14 protein-coding genes and 2 pseudogenes are annotated in these 17,548 nt (G+C 71.3%); 7 read left to right on the plus strand and 9 right to left on the minus strand.

Going from position 1 to position 17,548, the window contains the following annotated elements:
- Nucleotides 1-18 precede the first annotated feature (18 nt).
- The 3 genes and pseudogenes from ACFYZ4_RS33615 to ACFYZ4_RS33625 form a co-directional block, all read right to left on the minus strand.
- A pseudogene (locus ACFYZ4_RS33615) lies at nt 19-598 on the minus strand (glycosyltransferase family 2 protein); the annotation flags it as partial.
- Nucleotides 599-608: 10 nt separating this feature from the next.
- Nucleotides 609-1,829: a cytochrome P450 gene (locus ACFYZ4_RS33620; RefSeq protein WP_390785685.1), complete on the minus strand. Its 1,221-nt coding sequence runs from the start codon at nt 1,827-1,829 to the stop codon at nt 609-611.
- Between the two features lie 277 nt (nt 1,830-2,106).
- Complete coding sequence (locus tag ACFYZ4_RS33625) at nt 2,107-3,198, minus strand: substrate-binding domain-containing protein (protein WP_384351086.1); 1,092 nt, start codon at nt 3,196-3,198, stop codon at nt 2,107-2,109.
- A 293-nt stretch (nt 3,199-3,491) separates the two neighbouring features.
- Between ACFYZ4_RS33625 and ACFYZ4_RS33630 the strand changes: the two genes are divergently transcribed.
- Nucleotides 3,492-4,196, plus strand: a complete 705-nt coding sequence (locus ACFYZ4_RS33630) for an intradiol ring-cleavage dioxygenase (RefSeq protein WP_390785686.1) — start codon at nt 3,492-3,494, stop codon at nt 4,194-4,196.
- A 115-nt stretch (nt 4,197-4,311) separates the two neighbouring features.
- A complete protein-coding gene (locus ACFYZ4_RS33635; protein ID WP_390785687.1) occupies nt 4,312-5,925 on the plus strand; it encodes an FAD-dependent monooxygenase in 1,614 nt (537 codons plus the stop codon).
- Nucleotides 5,926-5,977: 52 nt separating this feature from the next.
- On the opposite strand, the gene ACFYZ4_RS33640 is transcribed toward ACFYZ4_RS33635, so the two are convergent.
- A complete protein-coding gene (locus tag ACFYZ4_RS33640) occupies nt 5,978-6,487 on the minus strand; it encodes a hypothetical protein (protein ID WP_390785688.1) in 510 nt (169 codons plus the stop codon).
- A 165-nt stretch (nt 6,488-6,652) separates the two neighbouring features.
- Here ACFYZ4_RS33640 and ACFYZ4_RS33645 point away from each other — a divergent pair, with 165 nt between their 5' ends.
- On the plus strand, nt 6,653-7,618 hold the full coding sequence (locus ACFYZ4_RS33645) for a glycosyltransferase family 2 protein (RefSeq protein WP_351303067.1): 966 nt from the start codon (nt 6,653-6,655) through the stop codon (nt 7,616-7,618).
- 20 nt (nt 7,619-7,638) lie between these two features.
- On the opposite strand, the gene ACFYZ4_RS33650 is transcribed toward ACFYZ4_RS33645, so the two are convergent.
- The 5 genes from ACFYZ4_RS33650 to ACFYZ4_RS33670 all read right to left on the minus strand — a co-directional run bounded on the left by ACFYZ4_RS33650 (nt 7,639) and on the right by ACFYZ4_RS33670 (nt 12,411).
- Nucleotides 7,639-8,865, minus strand: coding sequence for a hypothetical protein (locus ACFYZ4_RS33650; RefSeq protein WP_390785689.1), 1,227 nt, complete (start codon nt 8,863-8,865; stop codon nt 7,639-7,641).
- Nucleotides 8,866-9,081: 216 nt separating this feature from the next.
- Nucleotides 9,082-9,699: an NAD(P)H-dependent oxidoreductase gene (locus ACFYZ4_RS33655; protein WP_351303061.1), complete on the minus strand. Its 618-nt coding sequence runs from the start codon at nt 9,697-9,699 to the stop codon at nt 9,082-9,084.
- Nucleotides 9,700-9,852: 153 nt separating this feature from the next.
- A complete protein-coding gene (locus tag ACFYZ4_RS33660) occupies nt 9,853-10,755 on the minus strand; it encodes an arginase family protein (protein WP_390785690.1) in 903 nt (300 codons plus the stop codon).
- Nucleotides 10,756-10,882: 127 nt separating this feature from the next.
- The gene (locus ACFYZ4_RS33665) at nt 10,883-11,548 is read right to left on the minus strand and encodes a nucleoside/nucleotide kinase family protein (protein ID WP_390785691.1); all 666 of its coding nucleotides are present in this window, start codon (nt 11,546-11,548) and stop codon (nt 10,883-10,885) included.
- A 20-nt stretch (nt 11,549-11,568) separates the two neighbouring features.
- Nucleotides 11,569-12,411: a class I SAM-dependent methyltransferase gene (locus ACFYZ4_RS33670; protein ID WP_390785692.1), complete on the minus strand. Its 843-nt coding sequence runs from the start codon at nt 12,409-12,411 to the stop codon at nt 11,569-11,571.
- A gap of 133 nt (nt 12,412-12,544) precedes the next feature.
- Here ACFYZ4_RS33670 and ACFYZ4_RS33675 point away from each other — a divergent pair, with 133 nt between their 5' ends.
- The 4 genes and pseudogenes from ACFYZ4_RS33675 to ACFYZ4_RS33690 form a co-directional block, all read left to right on the plus strand.
- Nucleotides 12,545-13,147: a WHG domain-containing protein gene (locus ACFYZ4_RS33675; protein ID WP_351303051.1), complete on the plus strand. Its 603-nt coding sequence runs from the start codon at nt 12,545-12,547 to the stop codon at nt 13,145-13,147.
- 71 nt (nt 13,148-13,218) lie between these two features.
- Nucleotides 13,219-14,400: a GDSL-type esterase/lipase family protein gene (locus ACFYZ4_RS33680; RefSeq protein WP_390785693.1), complete on the plus strand. Its 1,182-nt coding sequence runs from the start codon at nt 13,219-13,221 to the stop codon at nt 14,398-14,400.
- A gap of 235 nt (nt 14,401-14,635) precedes the next feature.
- Nucleotides 14,636-17,362, plus strand: a complete 2,727-nt coding sequence (locus ACFYZ4_RS33685) for a sugar-binding domain-containing protein (RefSeq protein WP_390785767.1) — start codon at nt 14,636-14,638, stop codon at nt 17,360-17,362.
- A 10-nt stretch (nt 17,363-17,372) separates the two neighbouring features.
- A pseudogene (locus ACFYZ4_RS33690) lies at nt 17,373-17,538 on the plus strand (MarR family transcriptional regulator); the annotation flags it as partial.
- Between the last annotated feature and the right edge of the window lie 10 nt (nt 17,539-17,548).

Below are 17,548 nucleotides of genomic sequence, written 5' to 3' on the forward strand. Positions count from 1 at the left end.
CACCCGCACCTGCATCGGCTAGACGACCGGTGGGCGGCCCAGTCGGGGCATGCGGAGCACGGTCGACCACCGCATGGGCCGCCTCTCGCCACCGCTGCTGCGCACGCCTTCGCCGAATCCCGCCAGCCAGGCCCGCAGGCCTGGCGTCGAGCGGGTACGGGCGACGGTCAGCACCGTCCAGACACCCAGGTAGACGGGGATCAGGAGGGCGGGCAGGTGCCGCTTGGCCAGCCATACCCGGTTGCGGGCGGTCATCCGGTAGTACACGGCGTGCCGCGCCGGGGACGTCTTCGGGTGCGCGGCGCATCGGGTCTTTGGCCCGCAGCCGGGGGATGTGCCGGCGTTGCGTCTCGCCCGTCTCGTCCGCGATCCGGAAGCTGACGATGCCCAGGCGGCCGTCGGTCTCGTAGAGGTCGGCGATCCTGCGGATCACGTCGGAGTCGACGAGGAGGCCGTCGTCGTCCAGGTCCACGAGCACGTCGATGTCGCCGAGCTCGCGCAGCGTGCGCCAGGCGACGTTCCGGCCGCCGGACACCCCCAGATTCTCCGCGAGCTCCACCCCGCTCACCCCGGACGGCAGGTCCGCCAGGGCGCAGCCACCGAGCGGGCTAGCCGACGGGGGTGAAGGTGACCGGGAGGGTCTGGGGGCCGCGGAGGCCGCCGGGGCGCCAGCGGATCTCGTCTGGGGCTACGGCGAGGGCGAGGCCGGGGAGTCGGCGCAGGGCCGTGCCGATGGCGATCTGGCCCTCCAGACGGGCCAGCGGCGCGCCCAGGCAGTAGTGGATGCCGTGCCCGAAGGCGAGGTGGGGGTTGTCCTGACGGGTGATGTCCAGGTGGTCGGGGGCGGGGAACCGGGCCGGGTCGCGGTCGGCGATGGCCGAGGCGATCAGTACGGTCGCGCCGCGCGGGATGGACGTGCCCGCGATCTCGACGTCCTCGCGCGCGAAGCGGGCGATGCCCGGGCTGACGGGGCCGTCGTAGCGGAGGAACTCCTCGATCGCGCCCGGCAGCAGTTCGGCGTCGGAGCGCAGCAGGTCGAGCTGGTCGGGGTGGGCGAGCAGCATGGCGATGCCGCCGCCGATCAGGTTGACCGTGGTGATGTAGCCGGCAACCAGCAGCAGGAACACCATGGCGATGAGTTCGTCCTCGCTCAGCTGCTGTTCCGCGTCGCGGGCGGTGATGAGGCCGCTGAGCAGGTCGTCGCCCGGGGCTGCCCGTTTGGCGCGGATGAGCTCGGTGACGTACGCGCGCATGTGCTGCCACGCCTCGTTCACCACGGCGGGGTCCGGCGGCTCCGCGCCCCGCATGATCATGCGGTCGGTCCAGCCCTGGAAGTCGTGACGGTCGTCGACCGGGACTCCGAGCAGTTCGCTGATCACCGTGACCGGGAGCGGCAGCGCGAAGTCCGCGATGAGGTCGGCGCGGCCGTGCGCCGCGACCGCGTCCAGCAGCCCGTCGGCGATGGACTGGATCCGGGGCCGCATCCCGGCCACCCTGCGGGCGGTGAACGCCTTGGAGACCAGGCGGCGCAGGCGGGTGTGGTCGGGCGGGTCGCTGCGGAGCATGTTGCTCAGCATCGACTCGCGCTCCGTTTCCGGCAGCTGTTGCAGGAGGCGGGTGTCCGAGGCGTCGCGTACGTCGCTGCTGAGGCGGGGTTCGGAGAGGGCCGCGAGTCCGTCTTCGTAGCGGGTGACGAGCCAGGCCTCCAGGCCGCCCGCGATGACGACGCGCCGGACGGGGCCGTCCTCGCGCAGCTGCCGGTACAGGGGGAAGGGGTCCGCGACGAAGGCCGGATCGGCGTAGGGGAGAAGGACCGGCCGCTCGCTCATCATGCCTCCAGAAGTACGTCGCCTTCTCTGTGGAGCGTGATGATATATGCCTAGCTCTCCCCTAATGTCGGTTTCCGGCCGCGCCCGTCGCTGCCCGCCCTAGGGCCTGTCTTTTGGATCAGGCCGGATCAGCCCGCGGCGTCTGGTGCCGTGCATCGCAAGGCCGAGGAGGGAGTCCATGCGGAGCATCGACGACCGACGAGAACGCAGCGAGGTGCGGTGCCAGGCGTCGCGGGCCCGGCATGATCCGAAAGACAGGCCCTAGGGGAGGACCGGGTCACTTCAGGCCGATCTCCTCGCATGTGGCCTTGAGCTTGTCGGTGCAGATCTCCTCGATGGTGAAGACACCGTCGAGGACCACGGTGCTGCCGATGTTGTTCCTGGTCACGGAGGTGCCGGGAATGAGCACGGACGGCACGCGCTTGGTGGTCGGGCTGCTGACCACCTGGTTGATGATCCCGTCGATCTTCTCGCCTTCGGCGAGGGTGACGGCGAGCTCCGCGGCGGCCTCGGCCTCACGGGGGTACGGCTTGTAGACGCTCATGTACTGTTCGCCGGCCACGATGCGCTGCACGCCGGCGAGTTCGGCGTCCTGACCGGTGACCGGGGGCAGCGGGTTGACGCCCGCGGCCTTGAGGGCCGCGATGATGCCGCCGGCCATGCCGTCGTTGGCGGAGTAGACGGCGACGATCTTGTCCTTGCCGAGAGCGGAGATCGCGGCCGCCATGTTGCTGTTGGCGTTCTCCGGCTTCCACTCGACGGTGTCGTACTCCTTGCCGACGTTCACCTTGCCGTCGAGGACGGAGCGGGCACCGGATCTGAACTGGGCGGCGTTCGGGTCGGTGACCGCGCCGTTCATCATGACGATCTTCCCGTTCCTGGCCTTGTCGCCCAGGGCCTCCAGCAGCGCCTTGCCCTGCACGCGACCGACGTCCTCGTTGTCGAAGGAGGTGTACGCGTCGATCGGGCCCTCGGCCAGGCGGTCGTAGGCGACGACCGCGATGCCCGCGGCCTTGGCCTTGGCCACCGCGCCGGCGATCGTCTTGGCGTCCACCGCGTCGATGATCAGGGCATCGACCTTGTTGCCGATCATCGTGTCGACCTGGGCGTTCTGCTTCGCCGCGTCCCCCATGGCGTTGGCGTAGAGCACCTTGCCCTTGCCGAGCGTCAGGAGGGCGACCTTCTTCTCGATCAGGGGCTTGTCGAACTTCTCGTAGCGCGCGGTCTCGTTCTCGGGGAGCAGGAGGCCGATCTTGACCGCGCCCTTGCTCCCGCCGGCCGCGTCCTCCGCGCCACCGCAAGCGGCGAGCGTGACGGTGAGGGCCGAAACGGCGAGTCCAACGGCGGCACGACCCACATACACGTTCACGAAGTGAACCTCCCTGACGGGGCCGTGTCCGAACGGCCGAGGTGGGGGCAGTCAACGTGGCCGCTCCACTGCCGTCAAGAAGTGAAGTGTTAACGACCTGGCAACGTTGTCTTGATCTCGCCGCAAATCCCCCATGCCGGTGTTTTATCCCCTACTTGCACCCCTGCTTCCTGACATTGCGTCAACTTCTGAACGAATGGTCCAGGCCAGGCCGGGCCGCCGAAACCCGCCGGCGGCCGGCCCTCGGTGTGTCGGTACCGACCGCCGAAGGCGCCGTCCGGCACGGTGGGCGCATGGCCGAGAACGACACCAACCGGACCAGCCGTCGTGCTGTTCTACGAGCCGCCGGTACGGCCGGGGCCGCCGCGCTGGCCGCGGCCTGCGCCGGTCCCGCCGGGACACGGGGTGCGGCAGGACAGCCGTCGGCCTCGACCCCCCGGCCGTCGGCCGGCAGCGGCAGCCCGTCCTGCGTCCTCGCCGTCGAGGCGGGCGCAGGCCCGTACTACCTGGACCTGGACCGGGTGCGTTCGGACATCACCGAAGGCATGGGCGGAGTGCCGTTCCGGCTGGACCTGACGGTGGTCCGGGCGTCGGCGGGCTGCCGGCCGCTCGCGGCCGCCACCGTGGACGTCTGGCACGCCGACCCCGCAGGCGCGTACTCCACCGGCAAGTCCACCTTCCTGCGCGGCACACAGGTCACCGACAACGCCGGCCGATGCGTGTTCCGGACGATCGTGCCCGGCTGGTACGCGGGGCTGGCACCCCACATCCACTTCAAAGTGCACCCCGACAGCCGCACCGAGACGACCTCCCAGCTCTTCTTCCCCGAGGACCTCCTGCTGAAGGTGTACGCGCGCCAGCCCTACGCACGCCGCCCCGCACCGAAGCACCCCAACCAGCGGGACAGCCGCTACCGGGCCGCCGGCGCCACCATGACGCTGGCCGTCTCACCCGACGGCGACGGCTTCCGTGGCGCGTACACGGTGGGAATCGCCTAGACGGCCTAGACGGCCTGGCCGGGCGGCCGCGCGCCGCTTGCGGGGCTCCGGCGCATCGCCTGGCTAAAGTAGGGCGTAGTGCCCCAGCCCCTCGGATCAGCAGGAGGATCGTGGCATGCCCGCGGCAGACACCGAGGTGGACGTACTGATCGTCGGCGGTGGGCCGGTCGGGCTCACCGCACGCGCGCTGCTCCAACGCTGGGGCGTACGGACCGTGCTGGTCGAGAAGCACTCCGAGCTGTCGCCGTTCCCCCGCTCCCGGCTGGTCAACGCGCGCTCGATGGAGATCTTCCGGCAGCTGGGCGTCGCTGCCGAGATCACGACCAACGCGTTCCCACGGGAATTCGGCCGCATCCGCTTCCGCGACACGCTGTACGACGGCGACTTCGCCACTGCGGCGATGGTCGGGGTCAACGCGCCGATCCCCGAAAGCCCCGTGATCGGCGTGGCGACCTCGCAGGACCGGCTGGAACCCACCCTGCTCGCCGCGGCGGACGCACCGGTGTGGTTCGGGGTCGAGCTCGTCGGCCTGGCCGAAGAACCCGACAGCGTCGCCGCCGAACTCGTCGACCGCCGAAGCGGTGGCGGGATGCGCGTCCGCGCCCGCTACGTGCTCGCCGCCGACGGCGCGAACTCCACCGTCCGGCAACGGCTGGGGATCGACACCACCGGACCGGGAGCGATGGCGGCCGTCACCACCGTCGTGTTCGACGCCGACCTCACCGGCTGGTGCGCCGACCAGCCCGCCGGGGTCTACTTCACCGCCCACGGATCCTTCCTCCCGCTCTACCCGGAAGGGGGCTGGGCCTGGCTGGCCCCCACGCCCGAGGACCCGGATCGCGCCGACTGGGCCGACCTCGTCTCGCGCGCCCTCGGCTCGGGCCCCGGCAGCGGCCCCGGCGTGCGGGCCGACGTGGTGCGGGTCCAGCACTGGGTGATGAACGCGTTCGTCGCGGAACGCTTCCACCACGACCGGATCCTGCTGGCGGGCGACGCCGCGCACGCGATGCCCGTCATCGGCGGCCTGGGCATGAACACCGGCCTCTCCGACGTGCACAACCTGTGCTGGAAACTGGCGGGCGTACTCCACGGCTGGGCCGGATCAAGCCTGTTGGAGACGTACGCAACGGAACGTGAACCCGTCGCCCACCTGACCCTCCGCCAAGCGGTGGCCAACACCCGCCTCATGTTCCAGGCGCAAAGTTTGCGCCAAGAGCAGCTCAGCTCCGGCGAATCAGCACCGGCACACGTCGAACTGCCCTGGTCGGACCGGTACTTCGCTCAGCTCGGCCTCGTGCTCGGCGTCACCTACCGCTCCGCGGCCGTCCTCGTCGACGGCAGTCCCCCGCCGCCCGAACCACCCGAGCCGTCCGACCTGTCCGAGCCGTCCGACGTGGGCACGGACTACGTCCCCACCGCGGAACCGGGCCACCGCATGCCCCACTTCTGGCGCGCGCCCGACCGCTCGACGCTCGATGCCTTCGGCGAGTGGTTCACCCTGCTCACCCCGGACCCCACCCGCTGGGAACGACAGACCCCCGCTCCGTGGCCGCTGCGCGTCGAGACCCTTGCCGCGGAGCACGCGGAGCTCTGCGGTCTGTCCGCGGACGGTGCACTGCTCGTCCGGCCCGACGGCCACATCGGCGCCCGCTGGCCCGGCCGTCCGCCGGACGACTCCGCCCTCGTCCGAGCCCTCGCGGCCGTCACCGGCTCGACGGCGCCCGCATAGCCCGTACGAGGACGGCCCCGTCGGTGGTTCACCGACGGGGCCGAACGCTGCGTCAGAGGGCGCTCTTGGTCGCGCTGTCGACGGAGCACTTCTTGTACTCGCTGCCGTCGCCCTTCCCGGTGTACGGGGTCTTGGCCTCGGCCTGCGCGGACGCACCCGCCTTGACGGTGAGCGCGCTCACCCTGGCCTGGGCGGGGGTAGCGGTCGAGGTGGTGTCCCCGCTGAACTTCATGGTGATGTTGTAGGTGTAGTCCACCGAACCGCTGTTGGTGACGGTGAGCCGGGCGACCAGGTTCTTGCCCGAGTCGTCCAGCTTGCAGCTGTCGATCCTGATGTCGCGCTCGGCCTTGTTCTTGCTGCTGGAACCGCCGGTGACGGACGTGCCGCCGGAAGTGCTGCTGCTGCTGTCGCTGCCACCACCGGTGGTGCCCCCGCTGGAGCTGCTGGAGCTCGAGCTGTGGCTGCTGCCGCCGCAGCTGGCGCCGTGGGAGCCACGGGCTCCGGTGAGTGCGACGATCGCGATGCCGAAGACGGCGATCGCACGGACATGGCGAAGCTTCACGTTCAACCCCGTTGAAATATCAGTGACCAAAAACCACCCGTCTTGACGGGCACACGTCACCCTAACAGCGGACGTCGGAGGCCTTGTCCGAGCCCACGCCGGCGGCACGGCGGCGCAGTGGCACTCGGGCGTCTCAACGTGCCGCCTCCAGGCGGTTCACGCATCATGAGTGCTGTGCATGACCCACACAGGGGACCGGTCTCTCTGTCGATCGTGGTCCCCATCTTCAACGAGGAGGAGGCCCTGCCTGTTCTGGCGGCGCGGCTCCGGCCGGTCCTGGACGGGTGCGACGAACCGTACGAGGTCCTCGCCGTCGACGACGGCTCGACCGACAAGACCTCCCATCTGCTGGAGGACCTGCGCAACGTCTGGCCCCAGCTGCGCGTCGTGGCCCTGCGGCGCAACAGCGGCCACCAGGCGGCCCTCACGGCCGGACTGCACCGCGCCCGTGGCGCGTACGTGATCAGCATGGACGCGGACCTGCAGGACCCGCCGGAAGTCATTCCCGGCATGCTGGCCCTCGCCCGGGCGGACGGTCTCGACGTCGTCTACGGCGTCCGTTTGGACCGCTCCGCCGACACCGGCTTCAAACGCCGGACCGCCGGCGCCTACTACTGGCTCATGCGCCGCCTGGCCGGCTCCCACGTCCCCGCCCAGGCCGGCGACTTCCGCCTGCTGACCCGCCCCGTGGTGGAGACCCTGAGAACCCTCCCCGAGCAGCAGCAGATCTACCGCCTGCTCATCCCCTGGCTCGGGTTCCCCAGCGGTCAGGTCACCTACCAGCGCGCGGAGCGGGTGGCGGGCACCACCAAATACCCCCTGCACAAAATGGTCCTCCTGGCCTTGGACAGCATCACCAGCTTCTCGGCGGCCCCCCTGCGCCTGGCCACGGCACTCGGCGCCTTCAGTCTCGTCGTCTGCCTCGGGTTCCTCACCTGGACCCTCGTCGTCTACGCCACGGGAAGCACCCTGCCCGGCTGGACCTCCTTGATCATCACGATCCTGTTCTTCGGCGCCGTTCAGCTTTTCTGCGTGGGAATGCTCGGCGAGTACGTGGCCCGCATCTACACGGCCGTCCAGGCCCGGCCCACGTATTACGTCGCCCGCGACACGGACGAAGAACAGCACTAGAGGCCGCTCCCCTCCACCACCTACACCAGCACCCCGGAGAAGAACATCGCCCCCAAAAGGGCGTACTGGATCGCGCAGAGAACCAGCAGGGGCACTTGAACGAACCGGGACATGCGCCTGACCAGGATGAGCCCGACGAACATCTGCGCGTGATTTCGGTACCACGACATTTCCGCGCCCGCGAAGAACGGCACCAGGAAGATGGCCACCGTCAAGGTGAGGGCAGCCCATTCCTCGACCTCAAGTGCACGGTTACGGATGAGGAGAGCGGCGGCCGTCGCCAGCACGAGCAGCACGAAGACGAGGTTCAGCCAGAGCTGGGGCCTGTGCGCGGCGAGAGCGTGTTCCACCAGCCACGGCAGCTGCCCCTTGGGCGTGTACCAGTCGCTGAACGGGAAATCGTAGGCGTCCCTCATCGCGGCGAAGGGCTGGTGCAGGCCTCCTTGCCCGTAACTGGATTCCTGGAGGATCTCGTACGCGTCCCAGTGGCCTGTCGCCTGCCACATCAGCCATTTGGTCCAGAGCACGCCGCAGCCGGCGAGGGCTGCCGACAGCCCGGCCTTCGCGAACCGGATCGGCCACGTGTCCCTTCGCCATGCGAAGAGCGCGCTCAACAGGAGCATGCCGACGGCGACGGCGCCGACGGGATAGCAGGAGGCCGCCACGAAACCGCCGGCGGCAGCGATGATCCAGGAGCCGCGCTTCACTCCGGCGATGCAGACGAGCAGCGCCAGTGTTCCGGTGGCGAGGGGGAACACCGCATGGAGGTAGATGCCGCCCGGAAATACCGTGCCGATGGCCAAGATGAGGCCCGTGGCCCAGGTGAGCCGGGCGCCGAGCAGCCACCACAGCACCGCGAACATGCCGAACAGCGACACTTCGGTGACGACCACGGCGGACAGCTCATAGGAAAGCCCGGTGGCGGAAACCGCCCGGACCGACATGGGATATCCGGGAAACCAGGCGACGTTTCCACACATGACATCGCGGAAGTTCGGGTACCGGTCCCGGCACCAGAACATTTCGTAGCCGGTCTTGGCGATGGACAGGTAGTGGGTGGAATCCCAGCGGCTGCGGCCGCTTGTGGACCAGTACGCCACCTTGGATCCGTCGCCGGCGATCGATGCCTTCGCGACCGTCCAGGTGACGAGGTTCGCGAGCAGCCAGGCGGCGACAGGCGGCAGCAGTCCATGGCGCCAGTCGCGGCGCGCCGGCCGGGCCGGTTCCACCACTGCCGGGTCAGGCATCTGGCACCGTGCCGATCATCTCCAGCTCCGCGGTCCGTCGTCCAGCCCGTACGGTGCCGTGCCGCACGATCAGTTTGGCGAACGCCTCGCGGAGCCGCACCCGGAAGCACCCCTCCGGCCGAGCAGAGCCGAGCCGACCGGCGGCCAGCGGCCGCCTGGACCCCCACGGGTCCGGACGGCCGCACGCGGCGGATGCGGAGGCTGCGGCCGGTGGTGCTACCGGCCCGCGGGCTCCTCCTCGAACGGGAAGCGGGCGAGCGGGGTCTCACCGTGGAAGAACGTCTTGGCGCGGACCAGCGCGCGTTCGTCGTTCTTCACCTGACCCGGGCGCGAGCCGTTGCCGAACAGCACCCCGCCGAACCGCATCCCCAGGTAGGCGGCCGAGTTGTTGAGGCTCGCCACCATGCCGTCGGCGACCACCTCGTCGCGATCGGCCATGACCGTCACGCCCCACAGGGTCCGGCCCGCCATCCGCTGCTTGAAGTCCGAGCCGGGTGTCGTCAGCCAGCCCGACCAGTAGTCGAGGTAGCGCTTGGTCTGCGCGGAGAGCGAGTACCAGTACAGGGGCGAGGCGATGACGATGTCCGTGGCCTCCAGGGTGGCCTGGCGCAGCAGTTCCTCGTTCTCGTCGACGATCCGGAACTCGCTTTCGTGCCGCCCGTCCTCGAAATCGGGCAGGGGCAGCATGGCCAGGTCCACCCAGCGCCGCGGTACTTCGGCGGGCAGTTGTTCGGCCGCTGCCCGCGCGAGCATCTCGGTGTTGCCGTCCGCGCGGGAGCTGCCGAGGACGAAGAGGAACGAGCGGTCTGCGCCACGGGGCGTCTCGGTCTGCATGTCTGCTCCGGTTCTTCCACCCCGAGTACGGGGGAACGGCTGCGATCTTCGCCTCCAACGCCCCCGACCTGCACGCCTATTCCGACAGGCGTACGAGGTGTACGAGGTGCAGGAGGTGTACGCGGCCTACGAGACGTACGAGTCGAAGCCGGCTCACGGCGTGTGACCGGACCCGGTCCGCGCCGCCAGCCCTCGGCGCAGGCACGCGGTGAGCCGGGCCGCGATGGTCCCGTCGGGGTCGAGTCTCGGGTTGAAGATCGTGACGTCGAGGCCGGCGGCCCGCTCGTCGGCCAGTGCCGTGCGCAGCACGCTCTCCAGCTCCGACCAGGTGAGCCCGCCGGGGATGCGGTAGTCGACGGCGGGCATGACCGCGTCGTCTAGAACGTCGACGTCGAGGTGGACCCAGTAGCCGGCGCTCTCGTCGTGCGTGAGGCGGCTGATCGCCGTACGCGCGGCGGTGGCGGCGCCCGCCGCGCGCACGGCGTCGAGGTCGATCGCGTGGAGTCGGGGCGGCAGCGGCTGCATCCCGGCCTCGCGGGACTCGGCGGAGTCGCGGAATCCGAAGGCGACGACGTCCTCGTCGCGCAGCAGGGGCCCGCGGCCTTCGAGGTCGGTGAGCAGCCGGGGGCCGCGGCCGGTGGCGAGGGCGAGTTCCATCGAGGCCGCCTCGCCGGTGGGCTCCGCCGAGGGCTGGTAGAAGTCGGTGTGGCCGTCGAGGAACAGCAGGCCGTGGCGGCCTCGGCGGCGCAGGGCGAGGAGGTTGCCGAGCAGGATGGTGCAGTCGCCGCCGAGGACCACGGGAAAGCGGCCGTCGTCGAGGACGGCGCCGACGACGTCGGCGAGGCGGGCGGAGTAGCGGGCGATGCCGGCGGGGTTGAGGACCTGGGTGTCGGGGTCCCGTCGCGGGTCGTACGCCGGTGGCTCGACCCGGCCGGCGTGCACCGTGCCGGGGTGGTCCGCCAGACCGGCTGCGAGCAGGGCCGCGGGCAGGTCCTGGACGCCGGACGGGCGCAGCCCGAGCACGGACGGTGCCTCGATGATCGCCGTTGCGCGCACGGAACCATGATCCCGTACGAGGGTGCACCCTGCCGAGCCGAGCCGGAGCTGACAGCTGCCGGGCGGGATGGGTTCGGGGCGGGTCCGTGTGCGGGTTTCGGGTACGGGTACGGGTACGGCGTCGTCCTCAGCCGGTGTCGAGGACGAGGTCGGCGCGGTGTCGGCCCGGGGCGACGAGGCGGGCGTTCGCCTCGTCCGAGCGGGTCACCCACGCGCGTGCGTACGCCGGCTCCTTGCCGTGGCGTACGTGCCGGTCGACCAGGCGCCGGACGCGCAGGTCCTCGTCCGGGGCGAGGTACCAGGCCTCGTCCAGCAGTGGTCGTACCGCCGCCCACTCCCCCGCGTCGTGCAGCAGGTAGTTCCCCTCGGTGATCACCAGCGGTACGGCCGGGGGCACGGGGATGCTGCCCGCGATCGGCTCCTCCAGGGAGCGGTCGAAGGCGGGCGCGTACACCGTGGCCCCGTCGGAGGCGCACAGGCGGCGCAGCAGCGAGACGTACCCCGCCACGTCGAAGGTGTCCGGGGCGCCCTTGCGGTCGGCCAGTCCCGTCCGGGCCAGCTCGGCCTGGGCGAGGTGGAACCCGTCCATCGGGACCACCACGGCCGTCTCCGGCCCGAGCGCTTCGGCGAGCCGGGCGGCCAGTGTCGACTTTCCGGCTCCGGGTGGCCCGGCGATGCCCAGGATCCGCCGGCTGCCCCGTACGGCCGGCCCGGCCTCTCCGGCCGCCGGCCCGGCCGGCCTGGCCAGCCCGGCCGCTCTCAGTACCAGCTCCGTGGTCGTCTGCACCTGCATCCGCACATCCTGCCCGAGGATCACGCGGCCGTGGGCGCCCCGCCCTTCCACCCCCAGGCCGTGAGCATGCCCGGTGAGAGGCCGGTGCACCGGGGGGAATCCAGGTACCGCACGGCTTCGTCGAGCTGTCCGTCGTCGACGATGCCGGTTCCGACCATGGCCTCGCGCGCCCGATCCCAGGTCTCCGCCCAGAACCTGCTGATCGCGCTGCCCGGCAGGAGGGGCGGTACGTGGATCTCGGCCGCCACGGACTCCAGCCCGGCCTCGCGCAGCAGCTCGGGATGGCCGGGCACCCGTGACACGTCGGTGCCGATGCTGTTGCGCAGCCCCTCCCACATGGCCCGCATCGCGCGTGTGTACGGGGTGACGGGCGCCGAGCCGGTGGTCAGGTCGACCGCATCGCTGACGACCAGTACGCCGCCGGGGCCGAGCAGCCCGCTCAGCTTGGCGACCATGCGCTGTGGGGAAGGCAGGTGCATGAGGACGAACCGGGCGTGGACGAGGTGGAACAGGCCCGGGGCGAAGTCGTCGGAGGTGACGTCCCCCTGGAGCACCGTCAGTCCGGGCACGGGGTGCGCCGCGAGGAACCGTACGTCGCGGTCCACGGCGAGAACCGTCTCGACGCCCGCTTCGTCCAGCAGGCGGCGCGCCACCGTGCCGGTTCCGGCGCCCACGTCCAGGCAGTTCCAGCCCGGGCCCGCGCCCAGCAGCTTCAGCCGGGCCAGGGTCGTCGCGTCGTAGGTGAGGGCTCCGAGGTCGATCCGGGCGCCCTCGCCTCCCTCGTCGGGGCGGAAGACGCGCTCGCCGTAGCGCCCCTCGCCCGGGGAGCCGGTGTGGTCCGATGACAGCTCTTGGCCGGTCATGGGCCGATTGTCCCTCGATCGGCTGCTGCGGGCCCGCCCACGGGGACGCCACGCGGCCACACGTCGCCCACGTCGGCTTGCCTAAATGCTTTAGGTAACTTAATAATATGTATAGGTGAATGGGAGAATGGCTATGGCGCGCGTAGGACTGACCACGGAACGACTGACCCGGGCGGGGGCGGAACTCGCCGACGAGGTCGGCTTCGACCAGGTGACCGTCTCGGCGCTCGCCCGGCACTTCGACGTCAAGGTGGCGAGCCTGTACTCGCACGTGAAGAACTCCCAGGACCTCAAGACCCGGATCGCCCTCCTCGCCCTGGAGGAGCTCGCCGACCGGGTGGCCGCGGCGCTCGCGGGACGGGCCGGCAAGGACGCCCTGACCGCGTTCGCGAACGTCTACCGCGACTACGCCAAGGAGCACCCCGGCCGCTACGCCGCGGCACAGCTGAGGCTCAGCCCGCAGGACGCGGCCGCCAGCGCGGGCGTCAGGCACGCACAGATGACCCGGGCGATCCTGCGCGGCTACGACCTGACGGAACCCGACCAGACCCACGCCGTCCGGCTCCTGGGCAGCGTCTTCCACGGCTACGTCAGCCTGGAGCTGGGCGGGAGCTTCAGCCACAGCGCCCCCGACGCACAGGAATCCTGGTCGCGGGTCCTCGACGCCCTCGACGCCCTGCTGCGGAACTGGCCCGCGCCCGCCGGCGAACCGGGACCGACCACCCGGACCACGTAGACCGCCCAGTCCACACAGACCACTCAGACCACTTAAAAGACTCAGAAGACTCAGATCAACAGGCTGGAACCGTGAGTACCACACCCCGCTGGATCACCACCCCCCTCACCGCCGACCTCCTGCGCGGCGCCCTCGACCTGGAGCGGACCGCCCACGGCGTGCTGCCGCACCGGCTGCCCGCCCGGGCCCGCGCCCAGAGCACCGACGGCCAACTGGCCATGGCCGAGGCCCAGCCCTCCGGCGTACGCGTGGTCCTGCGCACCCGCGCCACCGTCATCGAGCTGGACGCGCTGCGCACCAAGCGTGCCTACGTGGGCGCCCCGCCCCGTCCCGACGGCGTCTACGACCTCCTCGTCGACGGACAGCCGGCCGGGCAGGCCTCCGTCACCGGCGGCAACCTGCTGACGGTGGACATGGCCACCGGCTCCGCGGAGACCCGGACCGGCCCGGTCGGCACCGTCCGGTTCGCCGGTCTCCACGATCGCGTCAAGGACGTGGAGATCTGGCTGCCGTACAACGAGACGACCGAGCTGGTCGCCCTGCGCACGGATGCCCCCGTCGAGCCCGTGCCGGACCGGGGCCGCGCGCGGTGGGTCCACCACGGCAGCTCGATCAGCCACGGTTCCGACGCCGCGAGCCCCAGCGCGACCTGGCCGGCCGTGGCCGGGTTCCTCGGCGGTGCGGAGCTGACCAATCTCGGTCTGGGCGGCAGCGCACTGCTCGACCCGTTCACCGCCCGGGCGGTGCGTGACACCCCCGCCGACCTGATCAGCATCAAGATCGGCATCAACCTCGTCAACACCGACGTGATGCGGCTGCGCGCGTTCGGCCCGGCGGTGCACGGCTTCCTCGACACCGTGCGCGAAGGCCACCCCAGCGTTCCGCTCCTGGTGGTCTCGCCCATCCTCTGTCCCATCCACGAGGACACGCCCGGCCCCAGCGCCCCGGACTTCGAGGAGCTGAAGGCCGGCCGGATCCGCTTCCGGGCCACGGGCGACCCCGCGGAACGGGCGGCCGGAAAGCTGACCCTGGGCGTCATCCGGGACGAACTCGCCCGGATCGTGCGGCAGCGGGCGGCCGAGGACCCCCACCTCCACTACCTGGACGGCCGCGCCCTCTACGGCGAGGCGGACTTCGCCGAGCTGCCGCTGCCCGACGCGCTCCACCCGGACGCCGCGACGCACCGTCGCATGGGCGAGCGCTTCGCCGCGCTCGCCTTCGCCTCCGACGGCCCCTTCGCCACCAGCGGGTGACCGGGCTGCGCTGCGGCGACGGCGAGAGCGGGGGCGAGGGCGAGGGCGAGGGCGAGGGCGGCGACGCAGTCGGACCACATCTGGCGTGGCGTCCCCGTCCACCGAGGTGAATGCCGGTATACCCCAGGGGAAGTCCCACCAGGTCCCTCTCCCCCGGCCCGCGGGAGGCCCCGTGTTCCACCGCCTCGGCCTCGCCGCACTCGGCCTGGCCCTCGCCCTCGCCGCCGGCCCGTCCATGGCGGCTCCACAGCCGACTGCCACTGCGGGATCCGGGGCCGTACCGGGGGTGGGACGGCCGGGCACGGCGGTCACCGCGGTCACCGCCGTCGCGTCCGCCCCCGGCAGTACAACGGCCCTGGCCGGGTACGCCATCCGGTCGACGGCGGAGGTCACCGACTCGGCGGCCGCCGTCTCCAGCCCCGGGTACCCGGCGACCGGCTGGTATCCGGCCGGCCCACGCTCCACCGTCCTCGCGGCGCTGCTCGCCGCGGGCGTGTACCCCGACCCCTTCTACTCGACCCAGCAGCAGCGGATTCCGGCCGCGGACTTCGACGTGCCCTGGTGGTACCGGTCCGAATTCACCGTCACCGACACGACGGCCCGCACCCATCTGGACTTCAGCGGGGTCATCTCCGCCGCCGAGGTGTACGTCAACGGCCGGCGGATCGCCACCGCGGCGGACGTGGCCGGCGCGTACACCCGGCACGAGTTCGACGTGACCGACCTGATCAAGGAGGGCACCAATACGGTCGCCTTCCGGATCCAGCCCAACGATCCGCGGAAGCGGCTCACCATGAGCTGGCTCGACTGGCTCCAGCCGCCGCCCGACGAGAACATGGGCATCGTCCGCGACGTCACGCTGCGCCGCGGCGGGCCGGTCGCCCTGCGCGACGCACACGTGGTGACGGCCCTGGCCATGCCGTCGATGGCCGCCGCCGACCTGACCGTGAAGGCCCGGGTGCGCAACGACTCGGCCGCCACCGTCACCACCACGGTGTCCGGCACCGCTGGTCCGGCCGCCGTCAGCCGGACCGTCACCCTGGCCCCGCACGAGACGCGGACCCTGGTCTTCTCCCCCACCGACCACCCCGCGCTCCGCCTCGGCGCGCCCCGCGTGTGGTGGCCCGCCGCGATGGGCGAGCAGCCCCTGTACGACCTCGACCTGACCGCGACCGTGAACGGCGCAGCCTCCGACACCGCGCGGCAGTCCTTCGGCATCCGCGACGTGCAGGCCCCGCTGAACGCCGACGGGGACCGGCAGTACCGCGTCAACGGCCGCCCGCTGCTGATCAAGGGGGCCGGCTGGTCGCCCGACGAGTTCCTGCGGTGGGACCGCACCTACGTCGAGGACCGGCTGAAGTACGCCCTTGACCTTGGCCTGAACACCCTGCGACTGGAAGGGCACATCGAGCCCGACGAGTTCTTCGACCTCGCCGACCGGTACGGGATCCTGACGCTGCCCGGCTGGGAGTGCTGCAGCAAGTGGGAGGGCGAGGTCAACGGCACCGAGGCCGGGGAGGAATGGGACGATGCCGACTATCCCGTCGCCCGGGCCTCCATGGCCGCCGAGGCGGCCCGGCTCCGCCATCACCCCAGCGTGATCTCCTTCCTGATCGGCAGTGACTTCGCACCGAACGAGGAGATCGAGCGGGGCTACGTCGACGCCCTGCGGGCCGCCGACTGGACGGCCCCCGTGGTCCCGGCGGCCTCCAACGCCTCCGCTCCGATCACCGGGCGCTCCGGCATGAAGATGACGGGACCGTACGACTGGGTGCCGCCCGGCTACTGGTACGGGAAGCGGGAGGGCGGTGCCACCGGCTTCAACTCCGAGACCAGCGCCGGCCCGGACGTACCGACCCTCGACACACTGCGCCGCATGATGTCGCCGACCGAGCTGGAGACCCTCTGGAAGAACCCGTCGGCCGCCCAGTACCACCGCTCCCCCTCACGCACCTTCGCCACCCTGGGGCTGTACAACGCCGCGCTGGCCGGCCGCTACGGCGCCCCGACCGGCCTCGCCGACTACGTGCGCAAGGCGCAGCTCGCCCAGTACGAGAACGTGCGCGCACAGTTCGAGGCCTACGGGCGCAACGCCAAGGACGTCTCCGAACCGTCGACCGGGGTCATCTACTGGATGTTCAACAGCGGCTGGACCTCCCTGCACTGGCAGCTGGTGGACCGCTTCCTCGACCAGGGCGGCGCCTATTTCGGTGCGAAGAAGGCGAACGAGCCGCTGCACGTCCAGTACGGGTACGACAACCGCTCGGTGTCGGTCGTCAACAACCGGACGTCCACGGCCTCCGGCCTGACGGCGCGGGTGACGCTCTTCAACCCGGACGGCGCGCAGCGGTACGACCGGACGGTGACCGGCCTGAGCGTCGCGGGCGACGGTGCGAGCCGCACCGCGCTCACGCTCCCGGAGCCGGAGTCGGTCCCGGGTCTGTCCACCACGTACCTGGCGCGGCTGCTGCTGACCGACGGCGCCGGCCGCGAGGTGAGCCGGAACGTCTACTGGCTCTCCACCCGGGCGGACGTCCTCGACTACGACAACAGCGACTGGTACTCCACGCCGACCACTTCCTACGCCGACCTGCGCGGGCTGAGCTCGATGCCGCAGGCTGCGGTCACCGCGGCCGCCTCGACGACGGTGGACGGTACGGGAACGGGTACGGCCACGACGACGGTGACCGTACGCCACACGGGCGCGGGCACCACCCCGGCCCTGCTCACCGACGTCCACCTCGTCGGCGCGGACGGCAATCCGGTGCTGCCGGTCCGGTGGAGCGACAACCAGGTCAGCCTCTGGCCGGGCGAGTCGGCGACACTGACCGCGACCTACCGGACGGCGGACCTGCGCGGCTCCGCACCCCGGCTGCGCGTCTCCGGCTGGAACACACCGACGACCACGATCCCGGCTCCTCAACACCGCCCGGAGCAGGGGCGGCCGGGTGTAGCGTCGTGATCAGGGAAGCGAGGTCGCCGACCGGCTGACCGCCCTTGCGGACGGGCCGCACGAAATCGCCCGGGTCATCGACCAGTTGCTCCACCGAGGCCGGCTCCGCATCGACGCCGGACAGCGCCGCACTCAAGGTGTTGCGCACGATGGTCGCCAACGTCGAGGGCCACGTGAGCCTCTGACCCGTCTGGA

The sequence above is a fragment of the Streptomyces sp. NPDC001513 genome (assembly GCF_042894695.1).
GTDB lineage: Bacteria > Actinomycetota > Actinomycetes > Streptomycetales > Streptomycetaceae > Streptomyces.